Genomic DNA, 19,272 nt, shown 5'->3' on the forward strand with positions numbered 1-19,272 from the left:
AACTTTCGTTTTATTTTTTATTTTCTTGCCCTCTCTCAAGGACAAGTATTATATTATCATCTTTTATTTTTATCGTCAACACTTTTTTAAAACTTTTTTACTTATTTTTTATTCTATACTAATAAAAGCTAGAAATATACACCTTTTCATTGGCATAATATTTTTTAAAATTAATATAATACTTCATAAAAGAGGATTAAATTAATAAAAAATAATTTAATCCTTTATACATTCTATACATTATCTTTTCATCATACTATTTTCTAACATACTCAAGTCAAACATATTTTCTATATTGGGTATATTATCTATCATCCCTATTTCTTTCATTTCTTCAGCTAACTTTTTAACTTCTTCTATCATTTCTGGAGAAATATCTGTAGAAAGTTCTATATTATCAATAGACTTTTCTAAATATTTCTTATCTATTCCAAATTCTGCTGCCTTATTTATTCTATCTTCTTTGCTCATCATAAGATGATTAGTTGACTTAACATGTTTATCCATAAGTTCCCGCATTTTTTCAGGATTATCCTTTATATTTTCTTCTGTTGCAATTATTGCTGTATTTAAAGAAACTATCTCATCTGACTTATAATCAATTACTTTTCCAAATCCATCTTCTAATGCTATCGAAACATATGGCTCTTCTCCACAAAATGCATCTATATTTCCACCACTAAGCTCCTTAATCATAGATTCCAAATCCATTTCTTTAAATTTAACGTCCTTCTTGATATCTATTCCTTTTTCTTTTAATTCATTCGCTAGCTTAACATATTCAATACTTTCAGGAAAATATCCTATAGTTTTTCCTTTTAAATCTTCTATACTTTCTATTCCACTATCTTTTTTAACAACTAATGCAGATCCTCCATTAGACATCCCTGCTATAACTTTTATATCTTCTCCATTTTCTGCTGCCTTTATGGCTGCATTATATTAACACTTTCTAAAGCTCCAACTGTCATTTTTTTAGAATCTGAACTTACTGATTTTCCACTACATCCAACTAAAGTTCCTGCTACTATTGCCGAAGAAAGTATAACGCTCAATAATTTTTTATTCATATTTTTTCTCCTTACATATCTTTTATTTTCATTTAAAAATATACATTAAAATTATATATTCTTTAAAATATTTTACCCACTTATAGATAGACATTCTCATAATTTTTATATTTATTACAGCAACAATCAAATTTTACTATATCATTCACTATAATTATACACAAATTTAAACCATTAACATCAAAATATGTAGTATAATACTATATACTTGGATGTTTATTGTATAATAAAATAATCCTAATCAATCTAAATATTCAACGGAATAAATTATATCCGTTTTGAAAAGGAGGAATTGTTTTGAGTTTCAATTATGTAAGAGAACCTGGCAATGGATTCACTCACTTATTTGGTGCTATTTTGTCCTTTATTGGACTTCTAGCATTAGTTATTAAAACATCTATCGTAATGCCTACTCCATTAGCTATAGCCTCTGTGATAATTTTTGGAATAAGTATGATTCTTTTATATACAGCTTCTACTGTGTATCATTTGGTTATTTCTTCAGATAAAGTTATCGCTTGGCTGAGAAAAATAGATCATTCTATGATATTCGTATTAATAGCTGGTTCATATGCACCATTTTGTATGATTTCATTAAAAGGCAGTGGAGGATATGCTTTATTTGCAATAGTCAGCATTGCAGCTATAGCAGGTGTATGTTTTAAATTAATTTGGTTTAAATGCCCTCGTTGGATTTCTACAATTATATACATTGCGATGGGTTGGGTTTCTGTAGCACTTATAGTACCTCTTTACCATGCACTTTCATTTAGTGGACTTATGCTACTTGTTGGAGGAGGACTTTTCTACACAATAGGTGCTGTAATATACGCTATTAAGCCAAAGTTTTTAGAATTTAAACATTTCGGTTTCCACGAAATTTTCCATATATTTATAATCCTTGGAAGTCTATGCCACTTCCTATGTGTATTCTTCTATGTTTTATAAATTATTTTATTGATATTTTATACTATTCATTGATATAATTAGTTGATATGTCTGAAAGATGTATCAACTATTTTTTATAAGGAGAAATATATGTCAAAAAAATTATCTAATAATACTCTATCAGCTTTTGCAACAGCTCTTCTTTGTACTATTTGGATGGTTATTGCAAATGCAACAGGTCTTTTAGGTTGGGCTGGTTTTGCAGGATGTACAGCTTACTTTGCTGGTCCTAAAAAAGGTGTTTCTGCACTTCCTCTTACTTTTGCTTGTGTTGGAAGTGGTGTAGCTTATGCATTAATATCTGTTCATTTAGGAAATCAAATAGACTTTGCTCAGATAGGTCTTGTATTTACATTTGTAACTACATTCCTTATGTGTGCAGGCGGAAAAATAGGTATAATATCATTCGTTCCAGGAGCATTCATGGGATCATTCTCTACATTTGCAGCTGGTGGCGATTTTATGATAATACCATCTATAGCAGCTGGAATAATCTTAGGACTATGTTGTGATACTTTAGGTAAAAAATTATGTGCTATATTTGGCTCAGAAGGATAAATTAAGATAAAAAGAGGAGCTCGTTTCAAACGACCTCCTCTTTTTCATTGTTTTCTTTTTTGAATCTTAAATCTTAACTTTATATTTCATATTGATTTCGCACCACCAAAATCAATACTACAAACTCACTTAATATATTCCGATTTTCCTATTATTTTAATCGATTAATTTTATACTTATAATTTTATGTTTAAGCAAATATAAGTTTATATGCTATTTTTCATCTTTATTTGAATCGCCATTTACATATTTCTTATATATACCCATTACTACTCCACTAAGTGCAAATAATGCTATAGCATTTGGTATAACCATCAGACCATTGAAACAGTCAGCTAACTGCCAAACTAATTCAACTTTTAATGTAGATCCAACTATTATAAATAATATAACTATTAAAGAATATATTTTTACTGCTTTCTGTCCGAATAAGTATTTTACGTTTATCCGTCCAAAGAAATGCCATCCAAGTATAGTAGAGAATGCAAAGAATAATAAACATACTGCTATAAATATATCTCCACCACTACCAAAAGTATTTACGAAAGCTGTCTGAGTAAGTGCTATACCTTCTTTTCCTGAATCTAAAACACCACTAGTTAATATAGAGAATGCTGTTAAGTTTAGGATTATAAAAGTATCTATAAATACACTGACCATAGCTGTTAATCCCTGTTCATGAGGGTTTTTAGCTGCTGCTCTTGCATGTGCATGAGGTGTAGAACCCATACCAGCTTCATTAGAGAATAATCCTCTTGCTACACCGTAACGTATAGCTTCTTTTATAGATATACCAACTGCACCACCAAGTACTGCCTTTGGATTGAATGCTCCAACTATTATCATTTTAAAAGCTTCAGGAACTTCTGATATATTCATTCCTATTAAAGCTAAACTTCCTATTATATATACAAATGCCATTATAGGTACTATTTTTTCAACAACTGATGCTAATCTCTGTGTTCCACCTATAAATACAAATCCTGCTACTACAGCTATTAATAATCCAACTGTTATAGGCGGTATATTTATATTTCTACTTGCGAAAACTTCTGAGAATGCTGCACCTATTGAGTTTGACTGAACCATATTACCCATAAATCCAAGTGCTAATATTATTAATACTGAGAATGTCGCTGCTAAGACTTTACCAAATTTTCCTGTAAATGCAGCTCTGATATAGTATACAGGTCCTCCTGTTACTTCGCCATCTACAACTGTTTTATATTTCTGAGCAAGAGTTGCTTCTGAATAAATTGTAGCCATTCCAAAGAATGCACTAAGCCACATCCAGAATATAGCCCCTGGTCCACCAGAAAGAAGTGCTGTAGCTGCACCAGTTAAGTTACCTGTACCAACCTGAGCCGCTATAGCTGTTGCTAATGACTGGAAAGGTGTCATCTCACCGTGTTCTTTCTTTTCACCGTTTAATTTTAGGTTACCGAACACTAATCTGAAGCCCTCTCCAAATTTTCTAACCTGTATAAATTTTAGTTTGAATGTGTAGTATATCCCAACTCCACATAAGATGAATAGTAGTAAGAAATTCCATAAGAATCCGTTTACGGCTACTACTACTTCTAATAGATTGTCTAAAAATAATTCCATGTTTTTACTCTCCTTTTCTTTTATTTTTTTGGAAATAAAAATAGAGCTGATATATCAGCTCCAAAAATAAGAGTAGAACATTTGCAAACAGACCTTAAAGATTTAATCTGCCTTACTGCTCTGTCCTTTTGCCTGAGAGATTTGCAAACTTAGTTTGCGTACACCTTCGGCGCCCCTTTTTTGGAGACTCTCCAGAGTTCCTAATAGATTTTTTATTAATTTTATAATTACAATTTATCTATCTGTTTAAATAATATCATCTATTTTGAGTAATTACAACATTTTTTCTAAATTTATTGAAATTTTCAAAAAACACACATATTTCCTTTTTATTTTTAGGAAGTATGTGTGTTTTAATATTGTTTTATTTATTTTTTAATGTATACAACCAATTTTTTTACAGTAGTAAAATTAGGAATACGTTATTTACAGAATGTTTAATTTATTAAACTTTTATTTTTTAAGTTACTAAACCATTTTTATCATGTTGTATTTCTATAATTTACATAAAAAATTATGCAATTCTATAAAAATAATTTATTCTTTTAAAGTCCTCATTGCATTAAGTACTGCTATTAATGCAACACCTACATCTGCAAATATTGCTTCCCACATATTTGCAACTCCTCCAGTACTCATAAGCATTACTATTACTTTTACACCCATTGCAAATACTATATTCTGCCAAACAATTTTATTTGTTTTTTCAGATATTCTCTTTGCTATAGGTAATTTAGATAATTCGTCTGTCATAAATACTATATCACTTGCTTCTATTGCTGCATCAGATCCTACACCGCCCATAGCTATCCCAACGTCTGCTCTAGCTAAAACTGGGGCGTCATTTATACCGTCTCCTATAAATGCTGTATTTCCTGTGCTATTTTCTTTTGCTATTTCTTCAAGTATTTCAACTTTCTGATTAGGTAGAAGTCCTGAATAATGTTTGTCTAATCCAACTTCTTCAGCTATCTTAGCTGCAGCAGCTTCATTATCTCCTGTTAGCATTACAACATTTGTTATACCAACTTTTCTCATTTCCGCAATAGCTCTCTTACTATCTTCTTTAACTTCATCAGATATTACTATACATCCAGCATATTTGCCATCTACTGCAACGTATACTGTTGTTCCAACTTCATCTATCTTTTCATATTTTACACTTTCGCTATCTAAAAGTTTAGAACTTCCTGCAAGTATTGTTTTACCATTGTATAAAACTTTTATACCATGTGCTGCTATTTCTTCATATTTATCTATTTCACTTAATTTTATTTCTTCATTTGATTTTTCATTATAGCTTTCCATTATAGATTTTGCTATTGGATGATTTGAGTTTGCTTCTGCAATAGCTGCAAATCTTAATAATTCATCTTCTGACATTCCAACAGGATTTATTTCTGTAACTTTAAATACACCTTTAGTTATAGTACCAGTCTTATCAAGTACAACTGTATTTACTTTTCTTAATGCTTCTAAATAGTTACTTCCCTTTATAAGAATACCGTTTTTAGATGCAGATCCTATTCCACCAAAGAAACTTAGAGGTATTGATAATACTAATGCACAAGGACATGAAACTACTAGGAATATTAATCCTCTGTATAACCAATCTCTAAACACAGCACCTTCAATAACTAGTGGTGGTATAAATGCAACTGCTAATGCTAACCCAACAACTATTGGAGTGTAGTATCTACAGAATCTTGATATAAAGTTTTCTGTCTGAGATTTTCTACTTCCTGCATTTTCAACCATATCAAGTATCTTAGCAACTGTAGATTCTCCATATTCTTTAGTTACTCTTACATAAATTAATGCATTTGTATTTATTGTTCCTGATACAACTTCTTCACCTGGTTTTACACTTCTAAGTACAGATTCACCAGTTATTGCAGAAGTATCAAGCATTGCTTCACCTTCTGTTACAATTCCATCTAGTGGTACTTTTTCACCTGGTTTAACTACTATTACATCTCCTACTTCTACTTCTTCAGGATCTACCTGTATAATTTTTCCACCCTGAACTAAGTTTGCAAATTCTGCTTTTATTTCCATAAGAGCAGATATTGATTTTCTTGACTGACCAACTGCTTTCTGCTGTAAATATTCACCTATTTTGTAGAATAACATAACACCAACTGCTTCAGAATGTTCACCTATTGCAATTGCACCTATTGTAGCTATAGACATTAGGAAGTTTTCATCCATTACCTGACCTCTAAATAGGTTCTTTGCAGCTTTTAAAAGTACATCTCCACCTATTAAAATATATGCTGCTAAAAATACAACCACACCAAATGTACCTGTATTTCCAACTGCCATTTCATATATACCAAATGCGTATACAAATACTCCTATTATGATTTTTATTAGATCTTTGTTTATTTCTTTCTTTTCTTTTGGTTTTTCAACCTTTTTAGGTTTAATTTCTTCATGTTCGTGATCATGGTGATGTCCTCCACATCCGCATTCTTCTCCATGGTCGTGATCGTGGTGATGGTGTTCTCCGCATCCACATTCTTCTCCATGGTCGTGATCATGATGATGTTCTCCGCATCCACATTCTTCTCCATGTTTGTGATCGTGATGGTGGTGTTCTCCGCATCCACATTCTTCTCCATGATCGTGGTCATGTTCGTAATGGTGTCCTCCACATCCACAACTTTCTCCATGTTTATGATGATGTTCATCTGAATTATTTTTTCTATTTGCATATAGTACGTTTAAATCTGTTCTACCTCTTCTTGTTGTATTTCCAGATTCAACTATATTTCCCTTATTATCAAACTCTAAAGCTCCAACAACTTTATTTTTTAATAAACTTACTGTTAATCCACTTTCTGTTTCGTGAATTATCTTTGCTATCTCAGACATATGCTGCTTTGTAATATCTCCCGCCTTAGCAAATACAGATAATTTCTTAGCCACAAAGTTCATATTGCTATTTTCTACATATGCTAATTTTCCAACTTTATCATTTATCTTTTCCGCACAATGTGCACAGTTTAAATTATTTAATAGAAAATCAACTCTTATAACTTTATTTTTATCTATTTCATCTTTTTTCTCTGACTTAATTATATTTCCCTTATTATCAAAACTTATTTCCCCAAGTACTTTGTTCTTTAATAAGCTTACAGTTAACCCACTTTCTGTATCATGAATTATCTTTGCTATTTTAGACACATTAGCTTCTGTTATGCTTTCATTTTCCATAAATACAGATAGCTTTTTAGCTACAAAGTTCATATTGCTATTTTCTACATAGTCTAATTTTGAAACTTTGTCATTTATTTTTTCTGCACAGTGTGCACAATTTAAATCTTCTAGTAGAAAATCTATTCTAGTACTCAATTTAATTCACATCCTTGTCTTAAAATTTATTTATTTTATCCACATTAATCACCGATTGTAGATATCTTTTATCTTTTGTATGTTTCGTTTACGTGTTCTAATCCACATTTTAATATTTCACTTATATGTTCATCATCCAATGAATAGAATACTGTTTTTCCTTCTTTTCTAAATTTTACCAATCGAGCATTTTTTAATACTCTTAGCTGATGAGATATCGCTGACTGAGTCATTCCAAGAAGTTCTGCTATATCACATACACACATTTCATTAGAGAATAGTGCAAATATTATTTTTACTCTGGTTGTATCTCCAAACACCCTGAATAAGTCTGATAAGTCTGCTAATACCTCTTCATCAGGCATCTCTTTTTTTGTTTTGTCTACTACTTCTTCGTGCACCTTTTTTTCTGTACAACAATCTATTTCTTTATTTTTCATAGGTTTTCTCCTTTCTTAACGTTTTAATATATGAATAACTGTTCATATATTCATTATAATCTGCTTATTATTTTTTTGCAATATATTTTATAAAAATATATGAACAATTATTCATATATTTTGGGAAGTACTTTTATTTCGCTAATTACAATAAAAAAAGGACCAGTACTCTCACTGATCCTCTTATTACACTTTTAATTATCTATAAATTGTTTAAAGTAACTTCTTGTTCTTTCATTTGTAGAATTATATAATAACTCATTTGGAGAACCTTCCTCTACAACCTTACCTTTTTCCATGAATATAATTTTATTTGCTATTTCAAGTGCAAATCTCATCTCATGAGTTACAATAAGCATTGTACATTCATGTTCATTTGATAATTCTCTTATTAATTCTAGAACTTCATTTACAAGTTCTGGGTCAAGAGAAGATGTAGGTTCATCAAACAATATTATCTCTGGATGAACAGCTAGAGCTCTAGCTATACCTATTCTCTGCTGCTGACCACCAGATAGTCTTGATGGATAATAATCTCTTTTATCTGCTAACCCTACTTTTTTTAGAAGAGCCATAGCCTCTTCTTCAGCTACTTTTTTATCTTTTTTCTGAACTAGAGTCATCGGCATCATAATATTTTCTAAAACAGTCTTATTTTTGAATAATGAATAGTTCTGAAATACCATAGCCGTTTTCTTTCTAAGCTCTATACAATCCTTTGGAGACAAGTTCTTAGAATCTACAGAAAAGCCATCTATTTCTATAGTTCCTTCAGTTGGAGTTTCAAGTAAATTTATACATCTTAAAAGAGTAGATTTACCTGTTCCAGAAGGTCCTATTATAGCAGCAACTTCACCTTTTTTAAGTTCTAAATCTATACCATCTAGGACTGTTAAATCTCCAAATTGTTTCTTTATATTTTTAAGTTTTAACATAATACTCTCCTAATGTTATAAGAATTTACATACTCTTTTTTCTAGTCTATTCTGAACTAAATCTATCGCTAAGATAAGTATCCAATAAACTATACCTGCTGCAATATATGCTTCCATGTAGTTAAATCCTCTAGCTGCAAGTATTTTAGATTCAGAAAGAATCTCAACAACACCTATTGTAAATGCAATAGCTGTATTTTTTACAGCCCCTACAAATGTATTTCCAAGTGATGGAAGTATACTAACAAATGCCTGAGGAATTACAACCTGTGTCATAACCTGGAATTTATTTAAACCTATTGAAAGAGCTGCCTCTCTCTGTCCTTTATCTACAGCTAAAAGTCCACCTCTTAATATCTCAACTATAAATGCTGAAGAGTTTAGTGCAACAGAAATTACAAAAGAAACCTCAGCTGATAAATTTACAAGTGATGGTATTAACTGTGGTAAACCATAGTAGAAAATAAACAGCTGTGTAATATATGGTGTAGATCTAAAGAATGATATAAATAAAGTCGCAAACCCTTTAAATATGCTTATCTTAGAATTTCTCATTATAAGCAGAACTATTGCAAGCGCCATAGATGCTATAAATGAAATTACACCAAGATATAAAGTAAATGGTATCTTTGCAATTAATGCCGGAAAGCATGAAAAGAAAAATTCAAAATTAAATCTCATCTATACATCACCCATTAGTTTTTAGCAGTTACGTCTATTTTGTAGTGCTGTTCTGATAATTTTTTCATTGTTCCATCTTCTAACATAGATTTTATTGCATCGTTTACATCTTTAACTAATTCTGGATCTGCATCTTTAGAGAATGGATATGCATTTTCTTCTAATACTATTGGTTCACCAGCTATTTTAACTTTGTAAGGTTTTTTAGACATTGCTTCTTTGAAAGCAGCTTCTGTTATAGGACAAGCGTCATATCTTCCTTGTTCTAATGCTTCATACATACTTCCTGAATCTGAAGGTATTATTATTATTTTTTTATCTTCTGGTAATGATTCATTGTATTTTTCTAATGTTGGGTAGAATGAATGTACTGGTGGAACATTAGCTTTTTTACCCTGTAAATCATCTAAATCTTTGTAATCAAAGTCATCTCTTACTGCGAAGAATATTTTATTGTATCCGTATACTTCTGAGAAGTCGTAAGTTTCTTTACGTTCATCAGTTATAGATATCTGGAATGCTATTGTATCTGCTTTTCCAGAGTCAACTGCACCAAATAATGCATCCTGGCTATCTCCTTCTATCCATTCTATTTTACGTCCACATCTTTTTCCTATTTCTTCAAATACATCATGTTCGAATCCAGCTAAGTTTCCTTCATCGTCTTTGTAACTACATGGAGGGAATATTGGTGCTGTAGCAACTTTTATTGGTGCTTTTTCATCTCCTCCACTAGCTTCTTTGTTTCCACATCCTACTAATGATCCCATTACAACGGCACCAACTAGTATGCAAGATAATAGTTTTTTCCCAAATTTCATAATATGTTTCTCCTTTTTCTTTTAATTATTTTGAGTATATAGCCAATACTCCATCAGCTATTCCGTAAAATTTATTCATAGGTATACCCATACCTAGTTCACCATGATCACTTAATGTAGATGTTCTTGCCCCACAGCACATAAATGATAGGTTTATATCATTTTTCATAAATGGTTTTGATACCATATCACTACAAGCTGCTGCATTACCTACACTTATATAATTCTGTGGTACACCATAGCTATAAGTATATCCTTGAACTAACTTCATTATGCTTTCTGCAAATCCTATTACAACTACTACATCTGCATCATCCATTTCAGATAACGGCATTATTTCTAATCCATATATCTTCTGTGGAATACGCATAAGACTATCTGATATATTTCTAGCTATAGCTAAATCAGAGTATAAACCTGAATATTTGTGAACCTGTCCTGATTTAAACCCTTCTGATACAACTGACATCCCTGTCTGAGTAGGTCCTCCAGAACATCCAAAGTTTTCTTTTGTAACTTTAAATTTTCTACCTTTACCAGCTTTGCTTATAAATCCACAAAGTCTTATTTTTCCATTAAATTCTTCTGCTGGTGAATTTTCAAAATCTTTTTCATAAACAAGGAATCTAACACCTACTATTTGTCTTTCTAATCCAAGGCAGTCCTGAACTTTTAAAATCGTTTCTTTATTCATTAGAACCCTCCTTATCATTAGAACATGCTTTTATACATTCTTCGCAGTACTCTTCATACTTACTCGCTTGAATTGCATAATCATAGTTCATTACTATTTCAAAGCCTAATTCATCTGGTGAATCAAGTCTTTCTAATATTTTCTTTTTAGGAATATTGTTTTCTGTTAGATTAACTGTTTCTAATATTCCTCTAAATATATTTTCTGCAAGGTGAATAGGGAACGATGCTCCCATGCATCCTGCTGAAAAATCAGTTAATTTTCTACAACAATTACTTAATAAACTGACATTTAAATCATTATTCATAAATGGTTTTGAAACTAGCTCACTGCATATCCCCTGGACACCTATAGAAAGTAAGTTTTTATTTACTCCATAGTATCTACTATATCCCTGAGTTAATCTCATCATATCCTTAGCTGTTGCAATAACTATAACAAGGTCTGGATTTTCTATTTCTTCAAGTGGTGAAATTATTGCACCATAAATCTTTTGAGGAATATATTTTTTTTCATTCTGTACCTGAAAAGCTATTGATTTACTTAGATATTTTCTATCTTCATACTCTTTACGACCAGAGTATACATATTCTGGAACTTCTTTTAATCCCATTGCATATGCTGCATCATCACAGCCTATTGTAGAAGCATTGCATTTTACTGATTTACCCCGACATGCAAGCTTTACAAGTGAACATAGACTAAGTCCTTCGTGTTCTTCTGCTAAAGAATCATTATATTCTTTTTCAAGAACTAAAAATCTTAACCCTAAAATTTTATTCTCAAGCCCTAAAGCTTTTGAAACTCTTGTAATCTGTAAGTTATCCATAACAAACCTCCCTTCCAATTCATTATAGATGTTAAACTTTCTTTATTCCAATAGATAGAAACTATTTCAATTTATAATGTTATAGCTTTCGTCTATATTATAATTTTTCTATATTTTTTTATTATAATTAAAAAAACTCATTTCTTTTTCTTTTAAATTTAATAAATCTAACTTTTTTTATTTTTTATTAATTTAAGAAAACATTTTCAATATATAACTTAATAAAATATCAATTAATTTCTTTATTCTAGATACCAAAAATAATTATTTTTTTCCTATTCTATTTAATAGTTATATTTTTTTTCTATCATTCTAAATTATATAATCTTTTTTTTCTATACTTTTTTCTTTTTTTACCTTTTATAAAATTTTGGCATATTTTTATTTTTATACTAAATAAATTTATTTTAATTTTATATAAAACTACAATCAATAACTTCAGATTATTTGATTGTAAATATACTTTTAAAACAAAAATATGTCTATTACAAAAACTGTAACATACCACACAATCCTATTCCTCATCTAAAAAATCATAGAAATCATCATTTCCAGACTCAACAAAATCATACAGCGCATTCTGTTCAAAGAACATCGAATCCTGATACTCTAACCCCTTATAATTCACCTTCAACAGACCATTAATATAATCTCTATCTCTCTCAGAATAAGTCCCAACAAAGAACATCCCATCTAAATAATAATAAATCGCCTTAATATCATTATTTATAACATAAGACATTCTCTTAACATGGTCGTTATTAAAATTAAATCTAGTAAAGAATACCGCATCCTCGTCCATATCACTTCTAAGAACAAACGGGTTATCTTCATAGAACTTTTCTACAAACTCTTCTCCATCTTCAACAGTATAAATATCTACAAACTCTTCCTTAGAAATCTCGTCAAACACCTCAAAATCATACATAGGCTCAGACTCAGAAACAACCATAGAATTTAACTTAAATCCTTTTTCATTTTTTTCTATACTAAGTGCAACTTTGCAGAAATAATATCCGTCGTTATCCTCATAAATAGTTTCAACAACATATTTTCCATTTCCTCTTGATGTTACATCTGTTTTTAAAAGTACACCATTTATATTTGTTATGTGCATACTTCCTATTTCTTCGCTCTCAGAATAGTATGTAAGTGCTTCTCTATCCCAAGCAACTAATCTCATAACCATGTAGTTTACAAACTCTACCTCTTCCTTTACCTCTTTACATATCTTAGGGTATAAGTCGTATATATTTAAATCGCTTTTAAAATCGTTGATTATATCTATATAGTCCTCAACTTCTCCAGCAAGCTCTTTTCCGTATCTTATATTTCTACTTCCAAAATGCTGTATTAAAAACTTAGCCTCTTCCTCAGAAATTTCTATCCTATCTGATCCAAGCCCACCCATAAGCCTTTCTTCTTCCATATATGCTTTTTTCTCTGACGGATTTATTAGTTTTACATAGTCACAAAGTCCTAATCCCTCAGAGTCTAAAAGGAAATACTGTTTTATATTATCTCCATTTTCATCTGTACTATCTATTATCATTCCCATACTTCCCATAAGTCTTGATTGTGTTATCTTTGCAAAATTAAACTTTAATTCCATAATCTATCTCCTCTCAAATTATTTCTCTTATTTACATATTTATATATTAACACAAATTTTTCTGTACTATTTGAATTATTTGCTGTATACTAGTAGAAATATATATCAGAAGATTGGGGGTAATGCTTATGAAGAAAATAGCAGCATTTTTCGATATTGACGGAACTCTGTACAGAGATTCACTTATGGTAGAACATTTTAAAAAGCTAATAAAATATGAAATTATAGATGAAAAAACTTGGATTGATCACGCTAGAGGAACTTTTTTAAACTGGGATAAAAGACAGGGAAATTACGACGATTATCTTTTAGAAGTTTGTAATTTATATGTAGATTCGCTGACTGGTGTTGATTGGAGAAGTATTGATTTTGCAGCAGACCAGGTTATAAAGACTAAGGCTGACAGAGTTTATAAGTACACACGCTCTCAAATTGAAAGACATTTAAAAAATGGTGATATAGTAATATTTATATCTGGAAGTCCTGACTTCTTAGTTAAAAAGATGGCTGAAAAGTATAATGTTACAGATTATTTAGGAAGTAAATATATAATGGAGGATGGTAAATTCTCTGGTAAATTAGTTCCTATGTGGGATTCTGAAAGTAAAAATAAAGCAATAAATGAGCTAATTGAAAAATACGATATAGATTTAGATGAGTCTTTCGCTTATGGCGATACAAATGGAGATATAAATATGCTTAGAAAAGTTGGGCATCCTGTTGCGATAAACCCTACAAATGAGCTTTTATCTAAGTTGAGGGAAGATCCTGTGCTGAAGAAAAAAGCAGATATAATCGTCGAAAGAAAAGATATACTTTATAAACTAAAACCTGATGTTCAGGTTCTATCTTATGATGACTTGTCAGATTAACAAGCTAATATATGAAATATAAAAAGTGCTGCCATAATGACAGCACTTTTTTAGTCTAGGTATTTACTTATATTTTTTCTCAACTTATTTTCGTACATTCTTATAAACTGGCTATAGAATAAATCGTAAATTAAAAACGTTGCATTTAATCCTATAGACAGCACAAACATGTACTGTACTTCTGTCAAGAAACTCTTCAGAACAAAGTACATTATAGCAAACACAATATTTGCAAATATAAGCTTGATACAATATTCTGTACCCCTAGATCGTCCTCTCTCAATAAGAGATTTTACAAGTCCATAAAGTGCAAATGATATCGCATATATAAACCATTGTACTTTATTTCCTATTATCATAAATGACAAAAGTATAGATGCAAATGTAAAAATTGTACCTGTCTTTTCTCCAAATTCAATAATAACTATTGAAGATATAAATGATGCTAGCACCATAAAGAAAATTGTATTCATTGGAACAAAGTTTATCAGCATAAAGAATATTGCCTCTAATGCTAATAATATTCCTCCAAAAGCCATTTTTTTACTTATATTTTCCATAATAAGACTTCCATTTCAATTTTAAATTTCAACAAATTAACAACAGCTTATAAAATCTCCACCCATACATTCACAGCATGAGTCTAAGCACCATAACTGGCAACAAGTATCTGCACAATCGTCTCCACAGCAACAGCAGCAACATGGACAGCATCCACTTGAGTCGTATCTTCTACTTTCATTGTAGTATCTTGCTCTATCGTCGTAGTTGTTTCTATATGAGCTAAACTGATTGTATGCTTCATCATATTCTTTATTTTCAGGCTCCATAAATCTTGCTCTTTTTATGTAATCTTCGCCTTCTTCATATCTACCCATTTTCATTGCAGCAGTTCCAGTTAGGAAGAACCACTCAGCATTTCTATCACTTGAAACTACTTCTTTAAGCATTCTATATGCGTCTGCAAATCTTCTATTTGCGATTAAATTTCTAGCCTCGATATAAACATTTCTATTCATTGCTTCTCCGTACATAATATTCACTTTCCTTTCGTTAGTTTTGTATATTTTAATAAATCTTATTGCTTAATTTATATGGCTTACATCGCCATTTTTATCTTTTCCATCTCCATATAATATGTTCTTATATCTTAAGTATACACCAGAATATATTATATTTTCAATTATACCGACATTTCTCTTAACTTTAAGCATATCTATATTTCTACCAAGCATTCCAAGACTCATAGAAATTATTCTCTCTACTTTTTTCTTTAGTTCATCGCTCTTTGGCTCATATCCTTTAAAAGGATTATATCTTCCTTTTTGAATATCTTCTTCCAAATCCTCATATGCATCCAAAACGTAGATATATTTTCCTATGTTAAATCCTATTTCTCTAAGTCTATCTTCAAACTCATCTTTCTTGTATGCAAATATTTCTCCCATTAGATTTCCGAATGTATTTGAAACATCATCTAAATCTGTTGATTCTTCTTTTTCTAATTTTTCAAGTTCAGATAGACATTCTTTTATATATTCAGCCTTTTCTCTGTATTTGTCATACGCTTCTTTAAGGCTTCCTTTATAGATATTATACGCTAATTTATCCTTAATTCCACCATCATCTTTTACATTGTCCTCTAATTTGAAATGAGTTAAAAGAACATTCATAGCGGCTGCGTATTCAGTTATTTCATTTACTTGTACCTTTTTCTTTTTTATAGGATTTGCTATACACACTTCTTCTCTCACTTTTGACTCTGGATTGTACACCGCAGATAAAAGTACTATTAGAAATGTTATGTCATAGTTTAAAGAAAATCGAGATATCTGTCCATGATTTCGCTTTAGAGTTTTACAAAGGCCACAATAATAGCTTTTGTAATGCTCGTATTCTCTAAATGTCAAATCCATTTTATTTATTTTTACATATCCAAACATTATTATCCTCTTTTCCCATATATCCAATTATTAAATATATTTGATTTTATAAATATGTTCAAATCAATTAGATTCTATTATCTTAATTATATTATACTAAGAAATACTTGAATATACCTTAACATACACCATAATCGAATTATATTCAAGTGGTTTATTCAAAACTTTAAAAATTATTTAGAATTCAAAAAAGGACTACTGCAATTCATTGCAATAGCCCCTATACTTTCTATTATTATTTATTATAAAGATTTTATATATATTTCTCTTATTTCTTCTTTAGAGAATTCCTTTGGATGATTGTTTATATTTCCTATTGATACTTTAAATGCGTTTTCTACCATCCAATCTACGTCACTTTCTTCTATTCCTAAGTCATTTAATGTTACATCTAATCCTATTCTTTTTAAGAATCCTCTTATACTATCCACACAATCCAATGCACTATTTCCTCCTAGAAGAGCTGATATAGCTGCATATCTTTCTGGATCACTTTCCCAAGATGCTTCAACTATTGCAGGTGTAAGTGCTGCTAATCCTTCTCCATGAACTATGTTTTTAAGCCCACTCGCTGGGTGTTCTAATGCATGAGGAAGTGCACAGCTTGAACATCCTATAGCCATACCTGCTAACATACTTCCTAAAGTTATTTTTTCCCATACTTCATAATTTATTTCTTCGTCATTTACAGCATTTTCTGCGTTATCTGCTATTAGTTTCATAGCATAAAGTGCATATGCATCTGATAATGGAGTACGTTTTTTACTTACAGCAGCTTCCATTGCATGTGCAGCTGCATCAAATATTACAGAAGCTTTTACTCTTTTAGGCATAGTTACCATAAGCTCTGGGTCTACTATAGATACCTTTCCGTATATAGCTGGTGTTCTAAGTGATTTTTTATCATTGTTTTTATCATCTGTTAATACAGAATAACAGTTACCTTCACTACCTGTTCCAGATGTTGTAGGAACTAATATTAATGGAAGTGCTTTATCTGAAGATTTCTGTCCGTACATATACTCTCTTACATCGCCTTCATTTACAGCCATTAGTGCTATTGCCTTAGCAGCATCCATTATACTTCCTCCACCAAGAGCAACTACAACGTCACAGTTTTCTGCATTCGCTATTCTAGCACCTTCTTCAACTGTTGATATCAGCGGATTCCGTGTCACTTCATTGAATATAGCACCTTCTATTCCTTCTTTTGCTAAAAGCTCAACTGCTCTATCTAAAAGTCCCGATTTTCTAGAGCTAGATCTACCTGTCACTATAAGCGCTTTTTTTCCGTATTTTGCTGTTTCTTTTCCTAGTTCGTTCACTTTTCCACGTCCAAATACTATATTGACCGGTAAATTGTAGTTAAATTCCATATAATTCGCCCCATTTCTTAATAAATATATTTCCACATTCATTACTTACTTTATTTTTTACTACTTATACTAATTATATCAGTTAATAGCTTTTATTCAATGAAGATTATTTGAACATTCATCTAAATTTCCTTCAAAAACACTACTAAAAAACTTCATATTAATCACTATATTTCTTTTTCAAATGAAAAAGAGAATACCTCTTCTCTGCTGATAAATTTGGTACTCTCTTTTTCTCTACTTAACCTTAAATTTTTATGTAAACTGTATTTAGATTTTTATCTTTTTTATATTCTTCAAATTTATTTGTTATAAAGACTATTTAAAAAAGTAAAGAAGTCGTTTAAATCATTCATACTAGCTGGATATACTTCCTCATCTTCTTTTTTAGGAGTTTCATCTTCTTTTTTATCATCTACAACAAATTTGAATCCTAATCTCACTCCAAATAGGTCTTCAGAAACATCCTGTAAGAATCTTAGATACTGAGTTTCCATTATCTGTACAACTCTTACATCTCCTACACGTACAACAACTGTTCCCATCTGGTAGTCTATTTGCTTACTATCCTTGAATAACGCTTTGTAGACAGCTGGGCTAATTAACTCCTGTATTCTTCCAAGCATTACCTTCCAAACATCCATAGCATCTATTCTATTGATATCTGCTTCTTCTTTATACTCTTCTTTTTCTTTAGGTTTTTCCTCTTCAGGCTCAGGTCTTTTAACCTCTATTGTACTATCATCTTCCTCTGGCTGTTCTTCTTTTTTATAGTTATTTGATAGCTGTATTTCAGCTATTTTTCTAAATCCTAACTCAATTATATCGTCTTCACTTAGAAATACAATATTTATGCCATAGCTTATTCCTGATTTAGCTACTATATAAGTCTTTATCATTTCTATTATCTCTGGACTTATTTCATCATTTACTTTTGCTATATCTGATATTATGTATAGAGTGTTTCCACTAAATTTTATCTTTCTTACACTTTCTATTACACTACTTAATTCTGATTGAAGGCTGTTTAGAGTCTCTTTTGTAAATTGTTCTATATTCATATTGCCGTTACATAAAATCCATAAATTTCTATAAATTACTTATAAAAAACTACAAACTCTATTTCCTAATTCACCGAAGCCTATTTCACTACTCAAAGAATAGATACTTTAGTTTGTATACTTCTCCAAAGGCTTAAATTTCCGACTAACGTATCGGTACACATTTAGTTTACAGTTTAGTTGTAAGCTAAATTCTTTAAGTTTAAACTTGCATTAAAATCTCTATCAATAACTTTTCCACAACATTCACATCTGTAAGTTCTCTCTGATAAACTTAATTTTTCTTTCTTATGTCCACAATTACTACAAATTTTTGATGAAGGATAAAATCTATCTGCAACTATAAATTCAATTCCTTTATTTTGACATTTATACTTTAATTGCCTATATATTTCATAGAATGAACAATCAGCTATTTTTTCTGATAAATGCTTGTTTTTCATCATACCTTGTACGTTTAAATCTTC

20 protein-coding genes and 1 riboswitch are annotated in these 19,272 nt (G+C 30.5%); of the genes, 3 read left to right on the forward strand and 17 right to left on the reverse strand.

The window, feature by feature from the left end; translation table 11 throughout:
* Positions 1-240: 240 nt before the first annotated feature.
* Together DWX74_RS10230 and DWX74_RS11140 are read right to left on the reverse strand one after the other, a co-directional pair.
* The gene (locus DWX74_RS10230; protein ID WP_286164330.1) at positions 241-930 is read right to left on the reverse strand and encodes an ABC transporter substrate-binding protein; all 690 of its coding nucleotides are present in this window, start codon (positions 928-930) and stop codon (positions 241-243) included.
* Positions 927-1,070 (reverse strand): hypothetical protein, encoded by a 144-nt coding sequence (locus DWX74_RS11140; protein ID WP_158573268.1) that lies wholly within the window; start codon positions 1,068-1,070, stop codon positions 927-929. Before DWX74_RS11140 ends, DWX74_RS10230 begins: the two co-directional genes overlap by 4 nt.
* A 297-nt stretch (positions 1,071-1,367) precedes the next feature.
* Here DWX74_RS11140 and trhA point away from each other — a divergent pair, with 297 nt between their 5' ends.
* Complete coding sequence (trhA, locus tag DWX74_RS10235) at positions 1,368-2,018, forward strand: PAQR family membrane homeostasis protein TrhA (RefSeq protein WP_118549858.1); 651 nt, start codon at positions 1,368-1,370, stop codon at positions 2,016-2,018.
* Positions 2,019-2,108: 90 nt separating this feature from the next.
* Complete coding sequence (locus DWX74_RS10240) at positions 2,109-2,576, forward strand: DUF1097 domain-containing protein (RefSeq protein WP_118549859.1); 468 nt, start codon at positions 2,109-2,111, stop codon at positions 2,574-2,576.
* A gap of 213 nt (positions 2,577-2,789) precedes the next feature.
* Here DWX74_RS10240 and DWX74_RS10245 read toward each other — a convergent pair whose 3' ends face one another.
* From DWX74_RS10245 to DWX74_RS10285, 9 genes are all read right to left on the reverse strand, one after another.
* Positions 2,790-4,184 carry an alanine/glycine:cation symporter family protein gene (locus DWX74_RS10245; protein WP_118549860.1) on the reverse strand — a complete coding sequence of 465 codons (1,395 nt, stop codon included), beginning with the start codon at positions 4,182-4,184 and terminating at the stop codon, positions 2,790-2,792.
* Between the two features lie 110 nt (positions 4,185-4,294).
* A riboswitch (glycine riboswitch) is annotated at positions 4,295-4,389 on the reverse strand.
* Positions 4,390-4,721: 332 nt separating this feature from the next.
* Positions 4,722-7,541 (reverse strand): heavy metal translocating P-type ATPase, encoded by a 2,820-nt coding sequence (locus DWX74_RS10250; protein ID WP_118549861.1) that lies wholly within the window; start codon positions 7,539-7,541, stop codon positions 4,722-4,724.
* Between the two features lie 68 nt (positions 7,542-7,609).
* Positions 7,610-7,981, reverse strand: a complete 372-nt coding sequence (locus DWX74_RS10255; protein WP_118549862.1) for an ArsR/SmtB family transcription factor — start codon at positions 7,979-7,981, stop codon at positions 7,610-7,612.
* Positions 7,982-8,175: 194 nt separating this feature from the next.
* The gene (locus DWX74_RS10260) at positions 8,176-8,916 is read right to left on the reverse strand and encodes an amino acid ABC transporter ATP-binding protein (protein WP_118549863.1); all 741 of its coding nucleotides are present in this window, start codon (positions 8,914-8,916) and stop codon (positions 8,176-8,178) included.
* A gap of 15 nt (positions 8,917-8,931) precedes the next feature.
* Positions 8,932-9,597 carry an amino acid ABC transporter permease gene (locus tag DWX74_RS10265; RefSeq protein WP_006441107.1) on the reverse strand — a complete coding sequence of 222 codons (666 nt, stop codon included), beginning with the start codon at positions 9,595-9,597 and terminating at the stop codon, positions 8,932-8,934.
* A gap of 14 nt (positions 9,598-9,611) precedes the next feature.
* Complete coding sequence (locus tag DWX74_RS10270; protein WP_006441106.1) at positions 9,612-10,418, reverse strand: transporter substrate-binding domain-containing protein; 807 nt, start codon at positions 10,416-10,418, stop codon at positions 9,612-9,614.
* Between the two features lie 25 nt (positions 10,419-10,443).
* On the reverse strand, positions 10,444-11,112 hold the full coding sequence (locus DWX74_RS10275; protein ID WP_006441105.1) for a DUF169 domain-containing protein: 669 nt from the start codon (positions 11,110-11,112) through the stop codon (positions 10,444-10,446).
* Positions 11,105-11,941, reverse strand: coding sequence for a DUF169 domain-containing protein (locus DWX74_RS10280; RefSeq protein ID WP_118549864.1), 837 nt, complete (start codon positions 11,939-11,941; stop codon positions 11,105-11,107). Before DWX74_RS10280 ends, DWX74_RS10275 begins: the two co-directional genes overlap by 8 nt.
* Positions 11,942-12,455: 514 nt before the next feature.
* Positions 12,456-13,553, reverse strand: coding sequence for a hypothetical protein (locus tag DWX74_RS10285; RefSeq protein ID WP_118549865.1), 1,098 nt, complete (start codon positions 13,551-13,553; stop codon positions 12,456-12,458).
* A 128-nt stretch (positions 13,554-13,681) separates the two neighbouring features.
* Here DWX74_RS10285 and DWX74_RS10290 point away from each other — a divergent pair, with 128 nt between their 5' ends.
* Complete coding sequence (locus tag DWX74_RS10290; protein ID WP_199647649.1) at positions 13,682-14,425, forward strand: HAD family hydrolase; 744 nt, start codon at positions 13,682-13,684, stop codon at positions 14,423-14,425.
* A 50-nt stretch (positions 14,426-14,475) separates the two neighbouring features.
* On the opposite strand, the gene DWX74_RS10295 is transcribed toward DWX74_RS10290, so the two are convergent.
* The 6 genes from DWX74_RS10295 to DWX74_RS10320 form a co-directional block, all read right to left on the reverse strand.
* Positions 14,476-14,985, reverse strand: a complete 510-nt coding sequence (locus DWX74_RS10295) for a DUF2232 domain-containing protein (protein WP_118549867.1) — start codon at positions 14,983-14,985, stop codon at positions 14,476-14,478.
* Positions 14,986-15,021: 36 nt separating this feature from the next.
* Positions 15,022-15,459, reverse strand: a complete 438-nt coding sequence (locus DWX74_RS10300; protein ID WP_118549868.1) for a tetratricopeptide repeat protein — start codon at positions 15,457-15,459, stop codon at positions 15,022-15,024.
* A 51-nt stretch (positions 15,460-15,510) separates the two neighbouring features.
* On the reverse strand, positions 15,511-16,368 hold the full coding sequence (locus DWX74_RS10305) for a DUF5685 family protein (protein WP_118549869.1): 858 nt from the start codon (positions 16,366-16,368) through the stop codon (positions 15,511-15,513).
* A 242-nt stretch (positions 16,369-16,610) separates the two neighbouring features.
* A complete protein-coding gene (locus DWX74_RS10310) occupies positions 16,611-17,744 on the reverse strand; it encodes an iron-containing alcohol dehydrogenase (protein ID WP_118549870.1) in 1,134 nt (377 codons plus the stop codon).
* A gap of 302 nt (positions 17,745-18,046) precedes the next feature.
* A complete protein-coding gene (locus DWX74_RS10315; protein WP_118549871.1) occupies positions 18,047-18,805 on the reverse strand; it encodes a hypothetical protein in 759 nt (252 codons plus the stop codon).
* Between the two features lie 176 nt (positions 18,806-18,981).
* Positions 18,982-19,272, reverse strand: a 291-nt coding sequence (locus DWX74_RS10320) for an RNA-guided endonuclease InsQ/TnpB family protein (RefSeq protein ID WP_147382064.1), incomplete at its 5' end; no start/stop codon positions are given.

Origin of the sequence: Peptoclostridium sp. AF21-18, assembly GCF_003478825.1 — a bacterium.
GTDB lineage: Bacteria > Bacillota > Clostridia > Peptostreptococcales > Peptostreptococcaceae > Peptacetobacter.